16 protein-coding genes and 1 pseudogene are annotated in these 19,451 nt (G+C 36.3%); all 17 read left to right on the top strand.

The genetic code is table 11. The annotated features are described in order from the left end of the window. The first annotated feature begins 490 nt into the window (after positions 1-490). The 17 genes and pseudogenes from L3049_RS07120 to L3049_RS07040 all read left to right on the top strand — a co-directional run bounded on the left by L3049_RS07120 (position 491) and on the right by L3049_RS07040 (position 19,440). Complete coding sequence (locus L3049_RS07120) at positions 491-1,285, top strand: glycyl-radical enzyme activating protein (protein WP_275109112.1); 795 nt, start codon at positions 491-493, stop codon at positions 1,283-1,285. A 202-nt stretch (positions 1,286-1,487) separates the two neighbouring features. Then, positions 1,488-3,851: a trans-4-hydroxy-L-proline dehydratase gene (gene hypD, locus L3049_RS07115; RefSeq protein ID WP_275109111.1), complete on the top strand. Its 2,364-nt coding sequence runs from the start codon at positions 1,488-1,490 to the stop codon at positions 3,849-3,851. A 130-nt stretch (positions 3,852-3,981) separates the two neighbouring features. Next, positions 3,982-5,249 (top strand): annotated as a pseudogene (locus L3049_RS07110) (beta-propeller domain-containing protein); the annotation flags it as partial. 63 nt (positions 5,250-5,312) lie between these two features. After that, positions 5,313-6,161: an alpha/beta hydrolase family protein gene (locus tag L3049_RS07105; RefSeq protein WP_275109997.1), complete on the top strand. Its 849-nt coding sequence runs from the start codon at positions 5,313-5,315 to the stop codon at positions 6,159-6,161. Between the two features lie 137 nt (positions 6,162-6,298). Beyond that, positions 6,299-6,670 carry a transposase gene (locus L3049_RS07100; RefSeq protein ID WP_275109110.1) on the top strand — a complete coding sequence of 124 codons (372 nt, stop codon included), beginning with the start codon at positions 6,299-6,301 and terminating at the stop codon, positions 6,668-6,670. A 505-nt stretch (positions 6,671-7,175) separates the two neighbouring features. Then, positions 7,176-7,715 (top strand): hypothetical protein, encoded by a 540-nt coding sequence (locus tag L3049_RS07095; RefSeq protein WP_275109109.1) that lies wholly within the window; start codon positions 7,176-7,178, stop codon positions 7,713-7,715. 514 nt (positions 7,716-8,229) lie between these two features. After that, positions 8,230-8,748 carry a hypothetical protein gene (locus tag L3049_RS07090; RefSeq protein ID WP_275109108.1) on the top strand — a complete coding sequence of 173 codons (519 nt, stop codon included), beginning with the start codon at positions 8,230-8,232 and terminating at the stop codon, positions 8,746-8,748. A 296-nt stretch (positions 8,749-9,044) separates the two neighbouring features. Next, a complete protein-coding gene (locus tag L3049_RS07085) occupies positions 9,045-9,416 on the top strand; it encodes a NifB/NifX family molybdenum-iron cluster-binding protein (RefSeq protein ID WP_275109107.1) in 372 nt (123 codons plus the stop codon). Positions 9,417-9,422: 6 nt separating this feature from the next. Further along, positions 9,423-9,965, top strand: a complete 543-nt coding sequence (locus tag L3049_RS07080; RefSeq protein WP_275109106.1) for a hypothetical protein — start codon at positions 9,423-9,425, stop codon at positions 9,963-9,965. A 223-nt stretch (positions 9,966-10,188) separates the two neighbouring features. Further along, entirely contained in the window at positions 10,189-10,455 is a 267-nt protein-coding gene (locus L3049_RS07075; RefSeq protein ID WP_275109105.1) for a YtxH domain-containing protein, read from the top strand. 66 nt (positions 10,456-10,521) lie between these two features. Next, on the top strand, positions 10,522-10,884 hold the full coding sequence (locus tag L3049_RS07070) for a hypothetical protein (RefSeq protein ID WP_275109104.1): 363 nt from the start codon (positions 10,522-10,524) through the stop codon (positions 10,882-10,884). A gap of 94 nt (positions 10,885-10,978) precedes the next feature. Then, positions 10,979-11,215, top strand: coding sequence for a hypothetical protein (locus L3049_RS07065; RefSeq protein ID WP_275109103.1), 237 nt, complete (start codon positions 10,979-10,981; stop codon positions 11,213-11,215). A gap of 867 nt (positions 11,216-12,082) precedes the next feature. After that, the gene (gene ilvD / locus L3049_RS07060; RefSeq protein WP_275109102.1) at positions 12,083-13,918 is read left to right on the top strand and encodes a dihydroxy-acid dehydratase; all 1,836 of its coding nucleotides are present in this window, start codon (positions 12,083-12,085) and stop codon (positions 13,916-13,918) included. 160 nt (positions 13,919-14,078) lie between these two features. Then, positions 14,079-15,815: a biosynthetic-type acetolactate synthase large subunit gene (gene ilvB / locus L3049_RS07055; RefSeq protein WP_275109101.1), complete on the top strand. Its 1,737-nt coding sequence runs from the start codon at positions 14,079-14,081 to the stop codon at positions 15,813-15,815. Positions 15,816-15,846: 31 nt separating this feature from the next. Further along, positions 15,847-16,362 (top strand): acetolactate synthase small subunit, encoded by a 516-nt coding sequence (gene ilvN / locus L3049_RS07050; protein ID WP_275109100.1) that lies wholly within the window; start codon positions 15,847-15,849, stop codon positions 16,360-16,362. Between the two features lie 82 nt (positions 16,363-16,444). Next, on the top strand, positions 16,445-17,491 hold the full coding sequence (ilvC, locus tag L3049_RS07045; protein WP_275109099.1) for a ketol-acid reductoisomerase: 1,047 nt from the start codon (positions 16,445-16,447) through the stop codon (positions 17,489-17,491). Positions 17,492-17,946: 455 nt separating this feature from the next. Beyond that, positions 17,947-19,440, top strand: a complete 1,494-nt coding sequence (locus L3049_RS07040; protein WP_275109098.1) for a 2-isopropylmalate synthase — start codon at positions 17,947-17,949, stop codon at positions 19,438-19,440. Positions 19,441-19,451 lie beyond the last annotated feature (11 nt).

Raw genomic sequence — 19,451 nt, 5'->3', positions numbered from 1 at the left:
TGTTTAGTCATCAAGCTGATAACGGGTGATTGAGGACGCTGTCAATGATTTTTTGTCTACTTTTTCATCCATGTACCGAACGAAGTGAGATCATGAATACCCGTAACAATTGAGAATGAATCAAAAAGTAGAAGCCCGTCTGGCTATAAGACAGAGCTATAGAAAATGATGCTCAATATAATGAATATCTTTTAGGAGTTAAGGTATTTAATTAGAACCATTTTAAATCAATCCCTTAGCAAATCATCATGCTTTGTCAGATCAAAAAAAAATCATAGATTTACAACAAGCGAGAATAAATTTATGAATAGAATTATTCCCATACTGCACAGGCACTCCTACAAAGGCCTATACGAATGCTGGATTTGTTGATCTACTAATATTTCTATTCCCTTAATTTAAAGGGAACAATCTACATTTTTCACAGTTTAAAGAATGGTCAATTGTACTTGGCTACATTCTAATATCTATTATTTTAAGATTAAAATATATGAATGGTATCGTATTTGATATCAAGCGATATGCTGTACATGATGGCCCAGGAATTCGAACAACCATATTCTTGAAGGGCTGTCCTTTACGCTGTTTGTGGTGCCATAATCCAGAAAGTTTTTCTCCACTAGTTGAGGAGTTTTATCAGGAAAAGAGATTGGGCGATAAAGTAGTTCAAGATAAAGTTCAGATCGGGAAAAAATATTCTGTTACTGATTTGGTCAAAGAAATTGAAAAGGATCAATTGTTTTTTGATGAATCGGGTGGCGGTGTTACTTTTTCGGGTGGAGAGCCATTGCTACAAATTGATTTTCTGGAAACGATGCTGAGAGAGTGTAAAGCAATGGATTTTCATACTGTTGTTGATACTTCAGGTTTTGCTCCCAAAGAAAATTTCGAGCGCATTACTAAAAATGTAGATCTCTTTTTATACGATCTAAAACAGTTGAATAATAAAGAGCACAAACAATTAACTGGTGTATCCAACCAACAAATTTTAGATAATTTAAGCTACCTAATCGAGCAGAAAAAGAATTTGATTATCCGATTTCCTATGATTACGGGCTTCAATGATTCTAAGGAACATATCATGGAAATGATAAAATTCTTGACCGACTTGACTTACCAATCAGAAATCCATATTTTACCTTATCACCGAATAGGGAAAGATAAATATTCTCGTTTCGAAAAAGAGAATCGAATGCCTGATATACCTTCTATGAAAGAGGAGGATACACTTTGGGCGAAAGAGCTTTTTGAGGAGGCCGGATTTAGGGTAAGTATTGGAGGTTAAAGTTCAGTTATCAGTGAACAGAATACAATTAAAGGCTCAATAATTCGAAAAGTATTCTCCCTTTTTAGGGGAGATGTCCGATAGGACAGAGGAGTGTTTAGTCAGTTATCAGTGAACAGTTATCAATTAATAATAAGTGAAAGAATTTCCGAAGAAGTAAATCAACTTTGGACTTATTACTTTCTACTTGATACTTGAAAACATGAACAACAGAATAAAACATCTCAGAGAACAAAGTTTAAACGCCATTAACTGTATATCGCCTGAGCGCGCTCTGTTAATGACTGAATTTTATAAATCAGATGAGGCACAAATGGTTTCTACACCAGTGAAACGTGCTCTGTCTTTCAAACACTTTTTTGCCAACAAAAAGATCTGTATCAACCCTAATGAATTGATTGTTGGTGAACGCGGACCTGCACCTAAAGCCTGTCCAACTTATCCGGAGATATGTATTCACTCTTTAGGTGATCTTCAGATTTTGAATGAAAGAGAGAAGGTTTCTTTTAAAGTAGATGAGGAAACATTTAAAATTTACGAGGAAAGTATTATTCCTTTCTGGACTGGGAAAACCAATCGAGATAAGCTAATTGGCAATATGACACCAGAATGGTTGAATGCCTATGAAGCGGGGATTTTTACTGAATTTCAGGAGCAACGCGCACCAGGACATACTGTTTTAGGCAAGAAAATGTTCCAAAGAGGCTTTCTTGATGTCAAGCAAGATATTGTAAAAGCGATCGAAACTTTAGATTTCCTAAATGATAATGAAGCTTACGACAAGCAAGAAGAGTTGAAAGCTATGGCTATTGTTTGCGATGGTATTATTCATTTTGCCGAACGTCATGCTGATGAACTTGAAAATCTAGCTAAGGCAGAATCTAATTCTGAAAGAAAAGTTGAGTTGGAGGAAATGGCTAAGGTTTGTCGTCGTGTACCAGCTCATGCACCAGAAACCATGCACGAGGCTTTACAGCATTACTGGTTTATTCATCTGGGTGTTATCTCAGAACTGAATCCTTGGGATTCATTCAACCCAGGTAGACTGGATCAGCATCTGCTACCTTTTTACGAGAAAGAAGTAAAGACGGGTAAGCTTGCTGAAGAGAGTATGTACGAATTACTTCATGCTTTCTGGATTAAATTTAATAACCACCCAGCGCCACCTAAAATGGGTGTTACGGCTAAGGAAAGTAACACATACACAGATTTCTGCTTAATTAATGTTGGAGGTTTGAAAGAAGATGGATCTGATGCGGTGAACGAAATGTCTTATGTTATTCTGAATGTGATAGAAGAGATGCGTTTGTTGCAGCCTAGTTCTATGGTTCAATTGAGCAAGAAAAACCCGGATCGTTTTATCAAGCGGGCACTTCGCATTGTAAAAACAGGTTTTGGTCAGCCTTCTATTTTCAATACCGATGCGGTTATTCAAGAGATGCTTCGTCAAGGGAAAAGCATCGAAGATGCACGAAATGGTGGATGTTCAGGCTGTGTTGAAACGGGAGCCTTTGGTACCGAGAATTACAGTTTAAGTGGCTATTTCAACTTGGCTAAAATTCTTGAAGTTACCATGAACAATGGTGTTGATCCTCGTAAGGGAAAACAAATTGGACTGCAAACAGGCGAATTGTCGAGTTTTAATTCTTACGAAGAACTATTTGCGGCTTGGCAAAAGCAAGTGCAACACTTTGCTAATATTAAACTTAGAGGAAACAATGTGATTGAACGTTTGTATGCGACTTACCTTCCTGTGCCATTCCTATCTGTTTTAGTTGACGACTGTATCAGCAAAGGAAGAGATTATAATGCAGGCGGTGCGCGCTACAATACATCCTATGTTCAAGGTGTTGGCTTAGGTAGTTTGAGCGATATGTTGGCTTCGATCAAATACAATGTATTCGATAAGGAAAAAGTGAGTCTTGATGATTTGAAAAAGGCTATGGATGCTAATTTCAATGGATACGATCAGTTGAGAAGTGACTTGATCTATAAAACCCCTAAATATGGTAACGACGATGATTATGCTGATGATTTAGCTATCGATATTTTTGAAACATTCTACGAAGCAGTTAATGGCAGACCAACCGCAAAAGGTGGGGTTTTCCGTATTAATATGTTGCCAACGACTTGTCATGTGTATTTTGGAAATATAATGGCTGCAACGCCTGATGGACGTTTGGCTGAGATGCCATTGTCCGAAGGCATTTCACCTTACCAAGGAGCCGATACAAAAGGACCTACTGCCGTTGTGAAATCAGCAGCAAAAATCGATCACCTTCGTACTGGTGGTACCTTGTTGAATCAGAAGTTCAGTCCTCAATTTATGGAAGATGAAGCGGGAATCACGCAAGTGATGAATTTGGTGCGTTCTTATTTCCGTATGGATGGGCATCACATTCAATTTAATGTGGTTAATGCGGATACACTTCGCGATGCACAAAAGAATCCTGAGTCTTATAAAGATTTAATTGTTCGTGTTGCAGGATACAGCGATTATTTCAATGATTTGGGTGAAGATCTTCAGAATGAAATCATCCGTAGAAATGAACATACAGAATTTTAATATAACAATAGAGAATGGCAGATTATTAGCGCAAAATGGTACATCTGTCATTTTTGTTTTTTGCCTTATCCCTCTCCTTTAGGAGAGGGTCGGGGTGAAGTGTAAAAGTTCAAAAAATAATAAGCAAACAATGAAAAAATTAATAGTAACCCTCCTTGCTCTTTTAAGCTTAAATTTAGTACAAGCACAAAAGAGTTTTACATTAGAAGACATCACAAATAAGGGTACTTTTCGTGCACGTTCGGTTTACGGATTACGTTCGATGATGAGCGGAGAATCGTATACCGTGTTGAAACAGGGAATCAGAATTGAGAAATATGCATACGCTACTGGTGAAGTCGAAGAAATAATTTTTGATTTAGCAGTGGTAGGAATGGATAAAATTAAGAGAATCGATAGCTATCAGTTCTCGTCAGACGAACAGAAGTTATTATTGGCAAGTAATCGACTTGATATTTATCGTCATTCTTATTCAGCAGAATTCTATGTTTACGATAGAAAAGCAAACAAGCTAGAAGCTCTTTCAACAGGGCGTCAACAGTTGGCTGATTTTTCTCCTGCGGGCGATCAAATCTGTTTCTTTCGCAACAACAATCTTTTTATCAAAGATTTGAAAACAAGTGATGAGAAACAATTCACTTTTGATGGGAAATACAATCATATCATTAATGGTGCACCAGATTGGGTCTACGAAGAAGAGTTCTCTTTTTGGAAAGGCTTTCAGTGGTCACCTGATGGTAAACGAATTGCATTTATGCGTTTCGATGAATCTCGTGTAAAGCAGTTTAATATGACTGTTTTTAAGGGAACTTACCCTGAGAAAAAGGCGAATACTCTTTATCCGGAGAACTATACGTTTAAGTACCCAAAAGCAGGAGAAGATAACTCAATTGTGAGCATCCATGTTTATGATTTAGAATCGGAGAAAACACAAACCATGAATGTGGGTGAGGAAACCGATCAGTACATTCCGAGAATTAAATGGACTCGTAATCCTGAGGTTTTAAGCATGGTTCGTATGAATCGTCATCAGAACCATTATGAACTTTTATTCGCCAATGTAAATACGGGTGATACTGAGCTAATTTATGAAGAGAAAAATAAGGCTTGGATTGATGTAAACGATGATTTGACTTTTTAAAAGATGGCAAGCACTTCATTTTTACAAGCGAAAAATCAGGATTCAATCATGTTTATTTGTACGATATGGAGGGAAATCCGGTAAGGCAAATAACCAATGGCGATTGGGAAGTGACGAAATTTCTTGGCTATAACGAATCTCGCAAACTGTTTTATTATCAGGCAGCAGCCTTAAGTCCATTGCAACGAGAAATTTATGCTGTGGATATAAAAGGAAAGAAAACAACATTGCTTAGCGCAGATAAAGGAAGCAATTCTGCTAGTTTTAGTAAGGGATTCAAATATTACATCAACTATTTTTCGAGCAAGCAACAACCAACTTTGGTAAGTTTGCACAATGCCAAAGGAAAGTTAATACGAATATTGGAAGACAATAAAGACTTGCAGAAAAGATTGCAAGAATACCAATTGCCAACACGTGAATTCTTCACATTTACAACAAGCGAAGGAGTTGAATTAAACGCTTGGATGATGAAGCCAGTTAACTTCGATGCTAACAAAGAATATCCATCCTTACTTACTTTTTATGGTGGCCCAGGCTCGCAAGAGGTTTTGGATCGTTATCGATTCGATTGGTCGGAATATTTAGCTCAGGAAGGTTTTGTAGTGGTTTGTGTCGACAATCGGGGAACTGGTGGAAGAGGCGAAGAATTTAAGAAATGTACCTACATGCAAATTCAGAATTTAGAGGCTATCGATTTAATCGAAACAGGAAAGTATATGGCAAAACAACCATTTATTGCTGCCGATAAAATTGGCGTTTACGGATGGAGTTTTGGCGGACAAATGTCATCCTTATGCATGTTTCGGGGAGCTGATGTTTTTGCTGCAGGAATTGCTGTTGCACCCGTAACTACTTATAGATATTACGATAGCATTTATTCCGAAAGATATCTTCGCACACCTCAAGAAAATCCTGACGGATATGACAAGTACGCACCAATTTACTTTGCAGATCAATTAAAAGGAAAATTACTTTTGGTACACGGAACATCAGATGATAATGTACACATGCAAAACACTTTAGAGTTGGCCGAAGAATTGGTTCAGCACAACAAAAAATTCCAAATGCACTTGTACACCAACCGAAATCATGGCATTTATGGTGGTCAAACTCGTTTACATCTATTTGGCATGATGACTGATTTTTTAAAGGATAATTTGAAATAATTAATTACACGTTATCAACGTAAAGACGCACGGCCGTGCGTCTTTACAATTAGGTTTGTAGATAATTAATTTTACATATTTTTTATTTGTTTGAATTTTGATAATTTCATTAGGTTAACTAAAACTAAATTTAGCTAATGGAAAAATTCAAAAATAAATATCGGATTCAATCAGCACGCGCAAGCTGGTGGGATTATTCCAACGAAGGATTGTATTTCATTACGATTTGTACAGTTGGTAGAGAATGTTTTCTTGGGAAAATTGAATCGGGAAAAGTGCAATTATCAGAATTTGGTAAAATTGTAAAAGAGGAATGGGAAAAGTCATTTGAAATCCGATCCGAATTAATTTGCGATACCTATGTGATCATGCCAAACCATATTCATGCCATCATCGAAATCAAAAAGGATAGCTATGTAGATCCGCACGGCGGTGCGGCTAATAAAAACGAATCCAATTTAGTAAAGTGCAAGGCCTTGCGTCTGTACAGTGTGAATCTATTAATATAGATTTGATGCAAAATTAATGCTAAGAAAATCTAGAAATACAATTTCAATGCGATATTTGAATTGTCCTTTTACTTAAAATAGTACAGATTAGAATTATTTAGTTTAGAATGTTGTTGTTCAAGAGCTCTCGGTGGGGAGCTCTTTTTTTATGTAGTTTATTTTTCCAAGTAAAAACATAGGCTAAGCTCTTGCGAGAGCTGTTTTTACCATTAGAATTATCTCTCGACAAAGTGTAATGCCATTTTCGAGCTTAGAATGAGCTCTCGACAAAATGTAATGGTGTTTTTTATATGCAAATAACACTCTGTTAAATTAACAAGATAATATTTTTGTGAGCCACATATTGTTTCGTAAATTCACATACTTAATATAATAAGCGTTCATTATCGCCCTATATGGATCGATAAATACACCTTTTTAATAAATATAAACGAAATAAAGCCAATAGTTTTTATTTAGGAGTTGGGGCTAATTGCTGCAACAACAATCATTTCAAAGTATACTTATGAAAAAAAATATATTTATTAAGGCTTTAGAATATGGCGAAGATAAAATTGAAATAGGAGTCTCTTTTAATGAGTTGATCGAATTTTTAGAGCCAGATTTGACTAAGACTTTTAAAAGCCCAGAAAAGAAAGATGAGTTTAAAAAATCATTTAATGTTTGGTTCTATGACCATTTTTATTTGAGAACTATCCAAACAACAAGAAATGGCATTTATTCAATTCCTGCATTTGATTTAATGGATAAGCACAATGGTGATAAAGCGAGATTAAAAGGTGACGCATATTTTAAGCTGATTGAGTACAAAGAATTAAATGAATCAAGAAAATCATCCAGAAATGCATTTATCATTGCTAGTGTTGCTGCGCTTTTAACCTTCATTTCTGTTTCATATCAAGTGTTTTATGATGGTCAAGTATTAAATGAATCGAATCCTAAAAAGGAAATTGTTATGGATACGTTGAGAAATTCAAATATTGAAGTGGTGAAAAATTTAGAGAAGCAACAAGCCCCAACAAAAGTTAAAATTAAAGGGCGGTGACGCTCAAATTGACAATAAAACAAAACTTTAAAAGGTAGCGACTTTGATAAGGCGGTAGTTGTAAATCGCCCTCAAATTTTAGCAAGACCGTTAAATCATCAATTGTGCTGTGAATTTGAGCGTTTGAGATAAAATTTCAGGGATTGGGATAAGGAAGGATTCTTGTGAACGAAGTTCATCAAAGTCAACGCTTGAAGCGTGTGAGTGTTACACATTCAGAACGTAAAAACGTTTTTGACTTTGAGAAGTTACGAGACTTTTTTATAAAAGTCAAGTATGGTAAGAATCCTGGAGTGTTGCAATCTCTTCTTCCCTCATTGAACAGATCCATACACGGGTGTATAGACAATGCAAAAGGGAATGAAATTTTAAATAGGGCAAATTATTTTTAAAAGGGCTGAAATAATTTATCCTAAGTGGTATTCACAGCCCAACAGATGATAACAGGCGGATATATTTCAAAACAAGTGACGAAACATATCGCCATACCGTTAGCATTAATTGTTTAAGAACGATGAAAATTAAACTATCAAACTCAGCCACTGATTTGCATAAAATACAAGTTTATGTATTTTATCTAGTTGACCTTGCCATACTTGTTGTTCTTATTGTCAATATAATAGAGGGGAATAGTTTAGTCATCCTACTTGCTTTAATGATCCTTGTTTTATTTTCAACAATTACCTTAATATCGAGAAAATACTCTTCGAGATTATGTGAGGCATATATTGATGATGAATATTTGTATTTAGAAAATGGTAAGCTGACAGATAAAATTGAATTGAGTAATATTAAATCTTTGAAGTATCATCCATTTTATATACATCCTATGACTGAAGATATAATTGTTGTTCTTTTTCAAAAAGAAACTACACTAGGAAGAAAAATTTATATTTATCCAACAAATCTGAATAAGGAGAAAGAATACAAATCAAATAGACAGATTCTAAGTTTGATAGCTGAAAAGGCAAATAATTATATTAACGCAAAAACAACAAATGCTAACAAAAGTAACCCTTGCACAACTAAGTAATTTCTCTAAAAAGTATAATAGAAGCCTTAAATTTTGTCAACAGGAAATTTTTAAGGCTTCATTTTTTTAAGCTAACTAGATTGAATTCTCCTATCAACTTTTAATGAAAGATGTTCTAATTAAAGAAGGTTACCTAATAAAAGCAATTAGTAAAAAGAATTAGACACAATTTATACTTGAGAATTCTATTTAAAATGATCACCAGGAATTTTTGTTAATGGATTATCCTTTTGTAGTTTTGTGAGAATATTCTCGATAGCAATTGGTGGATTATTCAAAATAAAAATATAAGTAAAATGAAAATAGCAGTACCAGTAACAAGCAGTAATCAAATCGATGGTCATTTTGGTCATTGCGAATTTTACAATCTTTATACAATCTCAGAAAAGAATGAAATTGTTGCAACAGAAAGAATGGACTCACCACAAGGTTGTGGTTGCAAGTCGAATATTGCATCAGTTTTAGCTGAGGCGGGCGTAAAAATTATGCTTGCAGGCGGAATTGGAAATGGAGCGATCAATGTTCTAAACAGAAATGGAATTGAAGTAATACGTGGATGTTCAGGAACTACCGAAGAGGTTGTAAAATTGTTTATCGAAGGACAAGTAAGCGATAGTGGTTCATCTTGCAGTCATACACACGGAGAAGGTCATACCTGTAATCATTAAAATAGTATGAAAAAGAACATTTTCTTTTTAATTCTGTTCTTGGTAATTTCGATTGGTGCAAAGGCACAAGCAAGTGCAGAATATCTTAGTTTTTCAATTGATCAATTAGTGGCAAAAGCTGATAGTTTAGTTGGCAAAAAGGTTGAAGTTATTGGTTTGGTTGTGCATATGTGCGGAGTTGATGGTCAAAAAATGAAATTGAAATCGCCTAGTGGTGCAATTCTTAAAATTGTACCCAACAATCCAAAAGATAGTTTCGATTCAGAGCTGAAAAAGCAATTGGTTTCTGTTCAAGGAATAGTGGAAGTAAAGCGTATCAAAAAAGCATACATTGATAGAATGGAAAAAGAAGGAACCTTACTTTGCCATATCGATCAGTCACCTTGTAAAGATAAGCCTTGGGTAAACAACAAGATTGAAACTGGAGCCGATGTTGAAATCGTAAAAAAGGACATTGCTAAGCTCAGAAAAATAATGGCAGATAGTGGTAAGAATTATATTAACAGTATTTGTGTTCATGCCACTAAGGTATGTCTGTTAAATAATTAAAAAGGGAAGATCTATTTAAACGAAGCTTATTTTTTATACTAATAAAACGAATTCTATGAGCGCCAATATCATTGTGATATTGGCACTTTTTTTTAGTCAAAAAGTGATGGATTGCTCAGGAAAAAAATTGACTCGTGCTCATAAATTTCTTAACTTGATATAAAGTATTACACTTCAGATTATTATACTCTTATTTTATTGTTTCATTTAAAAATTATATGCTATGTCAAGTACAGGAGGAATTATTGCAGGCTTGCTAGCGGGCTGTGCTATTGGTGTTGGATTAGGGGTAATGTATGCTCCTGATAAAGGAGAAGTAACTCGTAAAAAGGTGAGAACGAAAGCCAAAGAAAAAATGGATGAATTGGATGTTGCCTTTGACAAGAGTGTTACGAAAATGCGGAAAAAGATGGACGAATTTATTGTTGAGTTAGAGAAGAAGTTAGAGGAGTTCAGAAAAGTAGAGAAGGAAGAAGAGGAATTGGTATAACTTTCTTTTTTGTTTATCAATCATTAGGTAAGATTATTAAATATCAGTTTACTAAAGCCGAAAGTATTGGAAAAAATTACGGAACAGTTTTCACAATTAAAGGAATTATTGATTGAGTATTTCGATTCTAATGTGGACTATTACAAGTTTGCAGGTTTCGAAAAATTAATGCGATTAGTTATTGCAATTACATTTGCAGCTATATTTTTCGTATTACTAATGCTTGTGCTGATTCTGTTGGGTTTTGCTGCGTCAATATGGCTAAACAGTATTTTAGAAAATAGTGTTGGAGGTTATTTGTGTGTGGCTTTATTTTATTTGTTTCTGTTATTATTCATTTATTTACTCAGAAGACCTTTAATCGAGCGTCCAATGATTAAATATTTCCAACGATTTTTATTATTGGATGAAAATAAAAAGGACGATTGAAACTGGTTTTATTGGTTGGATCCTAAATCTATCGAATGCATTTTTATTAAGTAGGTTCACATTTATAAGTTCTTGTAATAAAGGAAGATAGCAGATGAGACGTTTTTATTCACTAAAAGATATGGAAAGAGAGAGGTATCGTTTATATCTTGAAAAGGAGTTGGTTGTGTATAAATTGAAATATTTTTACAGAAATACCAGAGAAAGTTATCGACTTGAAAATATAGTTAAGGATAGTGTTGGTACATGGCTAGGAAAATTTATTAGCCGATTGATTTGGAAAAAAAACAATTCAGAAATGACCAAAGAGGAGATAAAAACAGAAGTTTGAGAGGACGAGAACTAGTCTTAAGAATTGTGAAATACAGAATAAGAATTTTATTAAAAAAAGAATAGAGGTAAGGATATGAAAAATGTCGATTACCTCTTTTTTTATTATCCAATTCCTTAATTAAATCAGAAAAAAAATCCTCCTTTTTATCGTGATTTGATTTAGAGTAGCTAGATTTGAATGAAAGTATTGTTTCCGCAATGCTTTGCATAGTTTTTTTTAATGAAAATTGAGTGTGTTTTTCTGAATTGAAAATTACATTATGTCATTAAAGTTTTTAAAATAAAAACACCTAAAGATCAGATACTTACAATCTTTATTTAGACTGTTTGTAGATTGAAAAAAGCCATTGGGAATCGTAGAATTTGGAAATAAAAGATTTTATCACATATATTTGTCGCATAGATTTGTCAACGTAATCAGATCGAAAGAGAGATTGTAAAGGTTCGTTGACAAGATTAAAACAATAGGATTTCAATTAGAAATCCAAAAATAAAAAACAATATGCAATTGACATCAGTCATTATTATTAACGTCATTATTCGCGTCCTAATTGGACACGAATCGAGGTTGAGCATATTGGATTAAACGAAACAAGTTTTACAAAATATTCAAAGCCTCTTCCGAAACGAAGAGGCTTTTTTTTAGATCAGATTATTATGGTATCAGTTAAGCTAGTCATTATCGTCATTATTATTAACATCGTCATTATTAGAATGAGGATGAGGGAAGGCATGCACACACAATAATTCGAACTAACGAAATTATGAGCGCTCTTCCCGAAACGGAAGAGCGTTTTTTTTGCTCCAGTTTTTACAAGCAACTATCAAGATAAAAAGAAAAAACAACCATAAAATATTAACCAAAATGTATAAAAATCAATTACGCAGCAGCCAAACCACAGAAGGCCGAATGATGGCAGGAGCCAGAAGCCTATGGCGTGCTAATGGCATGAAAGAAGACATGTTCGGAAAGCCAGTGATTGCTATTGTAAATTCATTCTCCCAGTTTGTTCCAGGTCATGCACACTTGCAAAACGTTGGACAAATGGTGAAAAAAGAGATAGAGAAATCGGGCTATTTTGCTGCAGAATTCAATACCATTGCCATTGACGATGGTATCGCAATGGGACACGATGGGATGCTTTACTCGTTGCCATCTCGTGAGGTAATTGCAGATAGTGTGGAGTATGTATGCAACGCACACAAGGTTGATGCGATGATTTGCATTTCGAATTGTGACAAGATTACACCGGGGATGATGATGGCAGCGATGCGATTGAATATCCCTACGGTTTTTGTATCAGGTGGACCAATGGAGGCTGGTGAATCGAAAGGTGAAAAGCTTGACCTGGTTGATGCCATGGTAAAAGCTGGTGATGATAGCATAAGCGATGAGCGTCTTCAGGAGATTGAAGAATCGGCTTGCCCGACTTGTGGATCTTGTTCGGGAATGTTCACAGCTAACTCAATGAATTGCTTGAACGAAGCTTTGGGTTTAGCCTTACCAGGAAATGGAACTTTATTAGCCACTCACAGGTTGCGTAAGGATTTGTTCATGGATGCTGCCGATTGTATCGTGAAGATAACAGATGCTTATTACAAGCAGGGCGATGCTTCAGTTTTACCAAGATCGGTTGCTACTCTCGATGCTTTCAAAAATGCCATGACATTGGATATCGCAATGGGAGGTTCAACCAATACAGTACTTCACCTTTTAGCTATTGCACACGAAGCTGAGCTAGATTTCACGATGAAAGATATGGATGAGCTATCGCGAAAAACGCCTAACCTATGCAAAGTAGCACCAAATTCAGCTGACTATTATATCGAAGATGTAAACCGTGCAGGAGGTATCATGAGTATTCTAGGAGAATTGAACAGAGGTAATCTTTTGAATACCGATGTGTATAGAGTAGATGCTACCAACCTGAAAGAAGCTTTAGAATTAAACGATTTAGTTTCTGATAAAGTAACAGATAAAGCAAAAGAAATTTATCATTCAGCTCCAGGAAGAAGCGGAAGAAACCTAACATTCGCTTCTCAAGATGCAGCTTTTGTTGAGGTTGATAAGGATAGAGAAAAAGGTTGTATTCGAAACATGGCAAATGCTTACACCCAGGATGGTGGTTTGGCAGTTCTCTTTGGAAATATTGCTCCTGACGGTTGCGTTGTAAAAACAGCTGGGGTAGCCGAAGAGGTTTTCAACTTCAAAGGGAAAGCTAAAGTTTATCATTCTCAGCGCGATGCTTGCGAAGCGATTCTAACGAAACAAGTGAATGTTGGTGATGTGGTTGTTATCAAGTTCGAAGGTCCATCAGGAGGACCGGGAATGCAGGAGATGCTTTATCCAACCTCTTACCTGAAAGCCATGGGATTGGGAGCCAAATGTGCATTGATTACCGATGGTCGATTTTCAGGAGGAACTTCAGGTTTATCTATTGGCCATGTGTCGCCAGAAGCTTCAGCAGGAGGGGCCATCGCATTGATTAAAGAAGGAGATGAAATAGAAATTAGTATCCCGAACAGAAGCATAAATGTTACTATTTCTGATGAAGAATTAGCCAAGAGAAGACAAGAAGAAGAAGAATTTGGAGACGAAGCTTTTGTTCCACGAGGAAGAGGAAGAGTCGTATCGAAAGCACTTCAAGCTTACGCTAGATTTGTATCATCAGCAGATAAAGGAGCTATTAGAGAATTATAAGTTAAAGGTAAATGGTAAAAAGATAAAGGTAAAACCAAAGGCATCAAGCTCTCTCTCTCTTTTTAGGGGATCCCGAAAGCTTTCGTGGAGCCGATAGGACAGAGGGGTGCTATTAGTTGAATCTTTTTTTTACTGTTGATAAGACTTAAAAACAAACACTATGGAAGCAGCAACAAAAACTCAAAATACAGATACCATGTGTAAGAACGCAGAACATTTATCAGGAGCAGAGATATTGGTTCGAAGCTTAATTGAGGAACAAGTAGATAGCATATTCGGATATACTGGTGGTGCAATTATGCCAGTTTATGATGCCTTATACGATCATCAAGATAAGTTAATGCATTACCAGGCTCGTCACGAGCAAGGGGCAACTCATGCGGCTCAAGCTTATGCACGAATTAGTAAGAAGCCAGGTGTTTGTTTCACAACTTCGGGTCCTGGAGCAACAAATGTACTAACCGGATTGGCTGATGCTTACCTCGATTCAACCCCACTTGTAATTATTACGGGACAGGTTGCCAGTGGCTTTCTAGGATCGGATGCTTTTCAGGAAACGAACATGATTGGTTTGTCAATGCCAGTCACTAAATGGAATTTCCAAGTAACCAAAGTTGAAGAGATTGCGGAGGTTATGGCAAAGGCATTTTATATCGCTCGTTCAGGTCGTCCAGGACCAGTATTGATTGATATCACAAAAGATGCTCAGATTGCTACGACTGATTACAAGTATAAGAAATGCGAGACTGTTCGTTCATATCAGCCAATGCCGGAATTGGACATGAGTCAAGTTGAAGCAGCAGCAGCATTGATCAATGGGGCGAAGAAACCTTTATTACTTGCTGGTCAGGGAATCCTTTTATCAGGAGCTGAGAAAGAGTTGATGGAATTTGTTGAGAAAACTCAGACTCCAGTAGCGTGTACACTTTTAGGTTTATCATGTTTCCCAACTGACCACCCACTTTATACAGGTATGTTAGGGATGCATGGAAATTATGGTCCAAATATGAATACCAATGAATGTGATGTTTTGATTGCAGTGGGTATGCGTTTTGATGATAGAGTAACAGGTAATACTGCTAAATACGCTAAGCAAGCGAAGATTATTCATATCGATATAGATCGATCAGAGCATAACAAAAATATAAAAGTTGATGTTCCAGTTTTGGCAGATGCAAAAGAAGCTTTAACTGCTTTGAATAAAGTTGTTAATGGTGAGACGAAAGAAGTGTGGATGAAGACTTTTAAGGACTTCTACCAATTAGAATTTGATAAGGTAATAAAGAAACAAGCCTATTCTGATAATGAGAAAATTAATATGGCGGAAGTAATTCGAACTGTTTCTGAGCAAACGAATGGAGAAGCTGTTTTGTGCTCAGATGTAGGACAGAATCAAATGGCTACAGCGCGATACTATGGATTCAAAAAGCCAAATACTCAGATTACTTCTGGTGGTTTGGGAACTATGGGATTTGCTTTGCCAGCAGCTATTGGTGCTCAAATTGGAGATAAAGATGCTAAGGTTGTATCCATATCTGGAGATGGTGGTTTTCAAATGACATTGCAAGAATTGGCTATGATTAGACAATACAACTTGCCTGTTAAAACCATTGTATTGAACAACTCATTTTTGGGTATGGTAAGACAATGGCAAGATCTATTCTTCGAGCAGCGCTTTTCATGTACTAAACTAGATAATCCAGATTTTGTAAAGATTGTTGAAGGTTACGGTATACAAGCAAAAAGAGTAAGTAAGCGTGAAGATTTGGATGATGCTATCAAAGAAATGTTGGAGTCACCAAATGCATACTTCCTAGAAGTTGTTGTAGAAACAGAATCGAACGTATTGCCAATGATAGCTCCGGGAGCTTCGGTATCGGATATGCGATTGGAATAAATACTTATTTAACAGTTAAAAATCTAAAAAGATGAAAGAATATACAATAACAGTTTTTTCGGAGAACAATATAGGTCTACTGAATGAGGTAACCATCGTTTTCTCAAGACGAAAAATCAATATAGAGAGTTTAACTGTTTCGGAATCAGAAGTAAAAGGTGTCTCTCGATATACGATTGTAGCCTATATGGATGAGAGTAAGGTTGAGAATGTGGTGCTACAAATTGAAAAGATTATTGGTGTTTTCAAAGCCCTCTATTTCGAAGCAGAAGAAATTGTTCATCAAGAAGTGGCTTTGTTTAAGATTGCTAACTCAACTAAGTTGAATGGGAATTTGGAATCTTTAGTCAGAAATAATGGGGCTAAAATTCTAACTGTAAGCCCTGATTTTCTTGTAATCGAGAGAGTAGGATATAAGGCTGAAAATCAAGAACTGTTTCATGAGTTAGAGCAGTATGGTGTTTTACAGTTTGCACGATCGGGTCGTGTAGCTGTTTCGACATTACAGAAAGACTTTACAACCTATCTAAAAGAATTATCTAATTAATATAGGTCTCGATGAAAGGAATTGATATGGAAGTCATATCAAAAATCTAATCTAGAAATCCAATATCTAAAACAAGAAAAAGATGGCAACAATAAATTTTGGTGGAACAGAAGAACAAGTAGTAACACGTGAAGAATTTTCATTGGAAAAAGCACGTGAGGTAATGAAAGACGAAACCATTGCTGTAATTGGTTATGGTGTACAAGGTCCAGGTCAGTCACTAAACCTAAAAGATAATGGTTTTAACGTAATTGTTGGACAGCGTAAAAATTCTAAAACATGGGATAAGGCTGTAGCCGATGGTTGGACACCAGGTAAAGATCTTTTCGAGATTGAAGAAGCTTTAGATAGAGCTACTGTTATCCAATACTTATTGTCAGATGCTGGTCAGATAGCTGTTTGGCCAACTGTTCAGAAATATTTGAAGCCAGGCAAGGCACTATATTTCTCGCACGGTTTTGGTATCACTTATAAGGAAAGAACTGGTATTGTTCCTCCAGCTGATGTTGATGTAATCCTTGTTGCTCCTAAGGGATCTGGAACAAGTTTACGTCGTATGTTCCTTGAGGGACGTGGATTGAATTCATCATACGCTATCTTCCAGGATGCAACAGGTCGTGCTTTCGATCGTGTAGTTGCTTTGGGAATCGGTGTAGGATCAGGATATCTTTTTGAAACAACTTTCAAGCGTGAGGTATATTCTGATCTTACTGGCGAGCGTGGAACATTGATGGGATGTATCCAAGGAATTTTTGCAGCTCAGTACGATGTATTGCGTGCTAATGGTCACTCACCATCTGAAGCTTTTAATGAGACTGTTGAGGAATTGACTCAGAGTTTGATGCCTCTTGTAGCAGAGAACGGTATGGACTGGATGTATGCAAATACGTCTACAACTGCACAGCGTGGTGCTCTTGATTGGTGGAAGCCTTTCCGTGATGCGACTAAGCCAGTTTTCGAAAAACTATACAAAAACGTAGCAGCAGGTGAGGAAGCTCAACGTTCTATCGACTCTAACTCTCAGGATGATTATCGAGTGAAATTAGATGCTGAATTGGAAGAATTACGCGAAAGCGAAATGTGGCAAGCTGGAACTGCGGTTCGTAAATTAAGACCAGAAAACAACTAGAAATAGCATAAAAACCCGGCAGATTATCAAAAACTGTCGGGTTTTAATATTGCTTGGATATCCCATTTTAGGGAAAAGAAAACTGGAGATATATTACAGGTTTATAGATTGTTAGGCTTATTTTGTGATTCTGTAAATGTATTTGGAATTAGTTTGAATATCGTAGTTGCAATTGATAAATTGTTTTTCCTAAAGGCTCGAAGTTTTTAGGTTTGTTAAGGATTCAGAGAGATACTTGAAATCCACAAAATCAAATAAAAGTGATAAGATGAATTATGAAACTATTCTTTTTGGTTTAAACCTGATTATTGATCTCATTATTGGAGAATCAACAAGGAAGACTGTGTAATAAATCTTATTAAATAAGAGAATAAAAACAAGGTTCTTCCATTATCAGGGAGGATTTTTTTTTGCAATAAAAGCTAGTAACAGTATACTTATAAAACACAAATATAATGAGTGATAGAATATTTATTTTCGACACGACTTTGCGCGATGGGGAACAAGTTCCAGGTTGCCAATTGAATACCATTGAGAAAATTGAAGTCGCTAGAACACTTGAAGCTTTGGGAGTTGATGTGATTGAAGCAGGTTTTCCTGTTTCTAGTCCAGGAGACTTCCAGTCAGTTGTAGAGATTGCGAAAGCTGTAAGTAATCCAACAGTCTGTGCTTTGACCAGAGCAGTAGAAAAAGATATTGATGTTGCCGCTGAAGCTTTGAAGTTTGCTAAAAGAGGACGTATTCATACAGGAATTGGAACATCACCATATCATATCTTTAATAAATTGAATTCTAATCATGATGAAATTATAGAAAGAGCCGTTAGAGCTGTAAAATATGCAAAACGCTACGTTGAGGATGTTGAGTTCTATTGCGAAGATGCAGGGCGTTCGGATAATGCGTATTTGGCCAGAGTTGTTGAGGCTGTGATTAAAGCCGGAGCAACAGTAATTAATATTCCGGATACGACAGGTTATTGTTTGCCAAGTGAATATGGAGAAAAGATCAATTACCTGATGGAGAATGTATCGAATGTACACAAAGCAATTCTGTCAACTCACTGTCATAACGATTTGGGTATGGCAACAGCTAACTCATTAAGTGGTATTGCGAATGGAGCACGTCAGGTTGAAGTAACCCTGAATGGTATTGGCGAGCGTGCCGGAAATACATCCCTGGAGGAAGTTGTGATGGCTGTAAAAACGCACCATGATTTGCCATTTCATACCGAAATTAATTCCAAAGGTATTTACGAAGCCAGTCGTTTGGTATCTTCATTGATGAATATGCCCGTACAGGCCAATAAGGCTATTGTAGGACGTAATGCATTTGCTCACTCATCGGGTATTCATCAGGATGGTGTATTGAAGAATCGTGAGAATTACGAGATTATCGATCCAGCTGATGTGGGTATCAAAGAATCTGCTATCATTTTGTCGGCAAGAAGTGGACGTGCTGCTTTGAATCATCATCTTGAAGAGATGGGCTATAAGTTGAATAAGGAAGAGTTGGATGATGCCTACACTCGTTTCCTGGTGATGGCTGATGAAAGAAAGAATGTGAATGAGAACGATTTGTCTGAGTTGATGGGCGATCATGAATCTGAAACCAAATCTGTTGAGTTGGAGTTGCTACAAGTGGTAGCCGGTAAATCGACTATTCCTATGGCGACTGTTCATCTTAAAATTAGAGGTGAATCTTGTGCAGCAACTGCAGAAGGTAACGGGCCAATTGATGCTTGTTTTAACGCGGTAAAGAAATTGATTAAGCAGCAATTTTCCTTGGAGGAGTTCCTTGTTCAAGCTTTGACTCGTGGTAGTGATGACCTTGGTAAAGTTCACGTTCAGCTGGAGCATAAAGGTAAAATGTACTATGGATTCGGTGCTAATATTGATATTGTTACAGCTTCAGTAGAAGCATTGGTTGATGCTTTATCCAAAATAATTTAAGACAGTTATAA

Source organism: Labilibaculum sp. DW002, assembly GCF_029029525.1.
Classification (GTDB): domain Bacteria; phylum Bacteroidota; class Bacteroidia; order Bacteroidales; family Marinifilaceae; genus Paralabilibaculum; species Paralabilibaculum antarcticum.
This window is presented reverse-complemented; position numbering and strand designations above follow the sequence as displayed.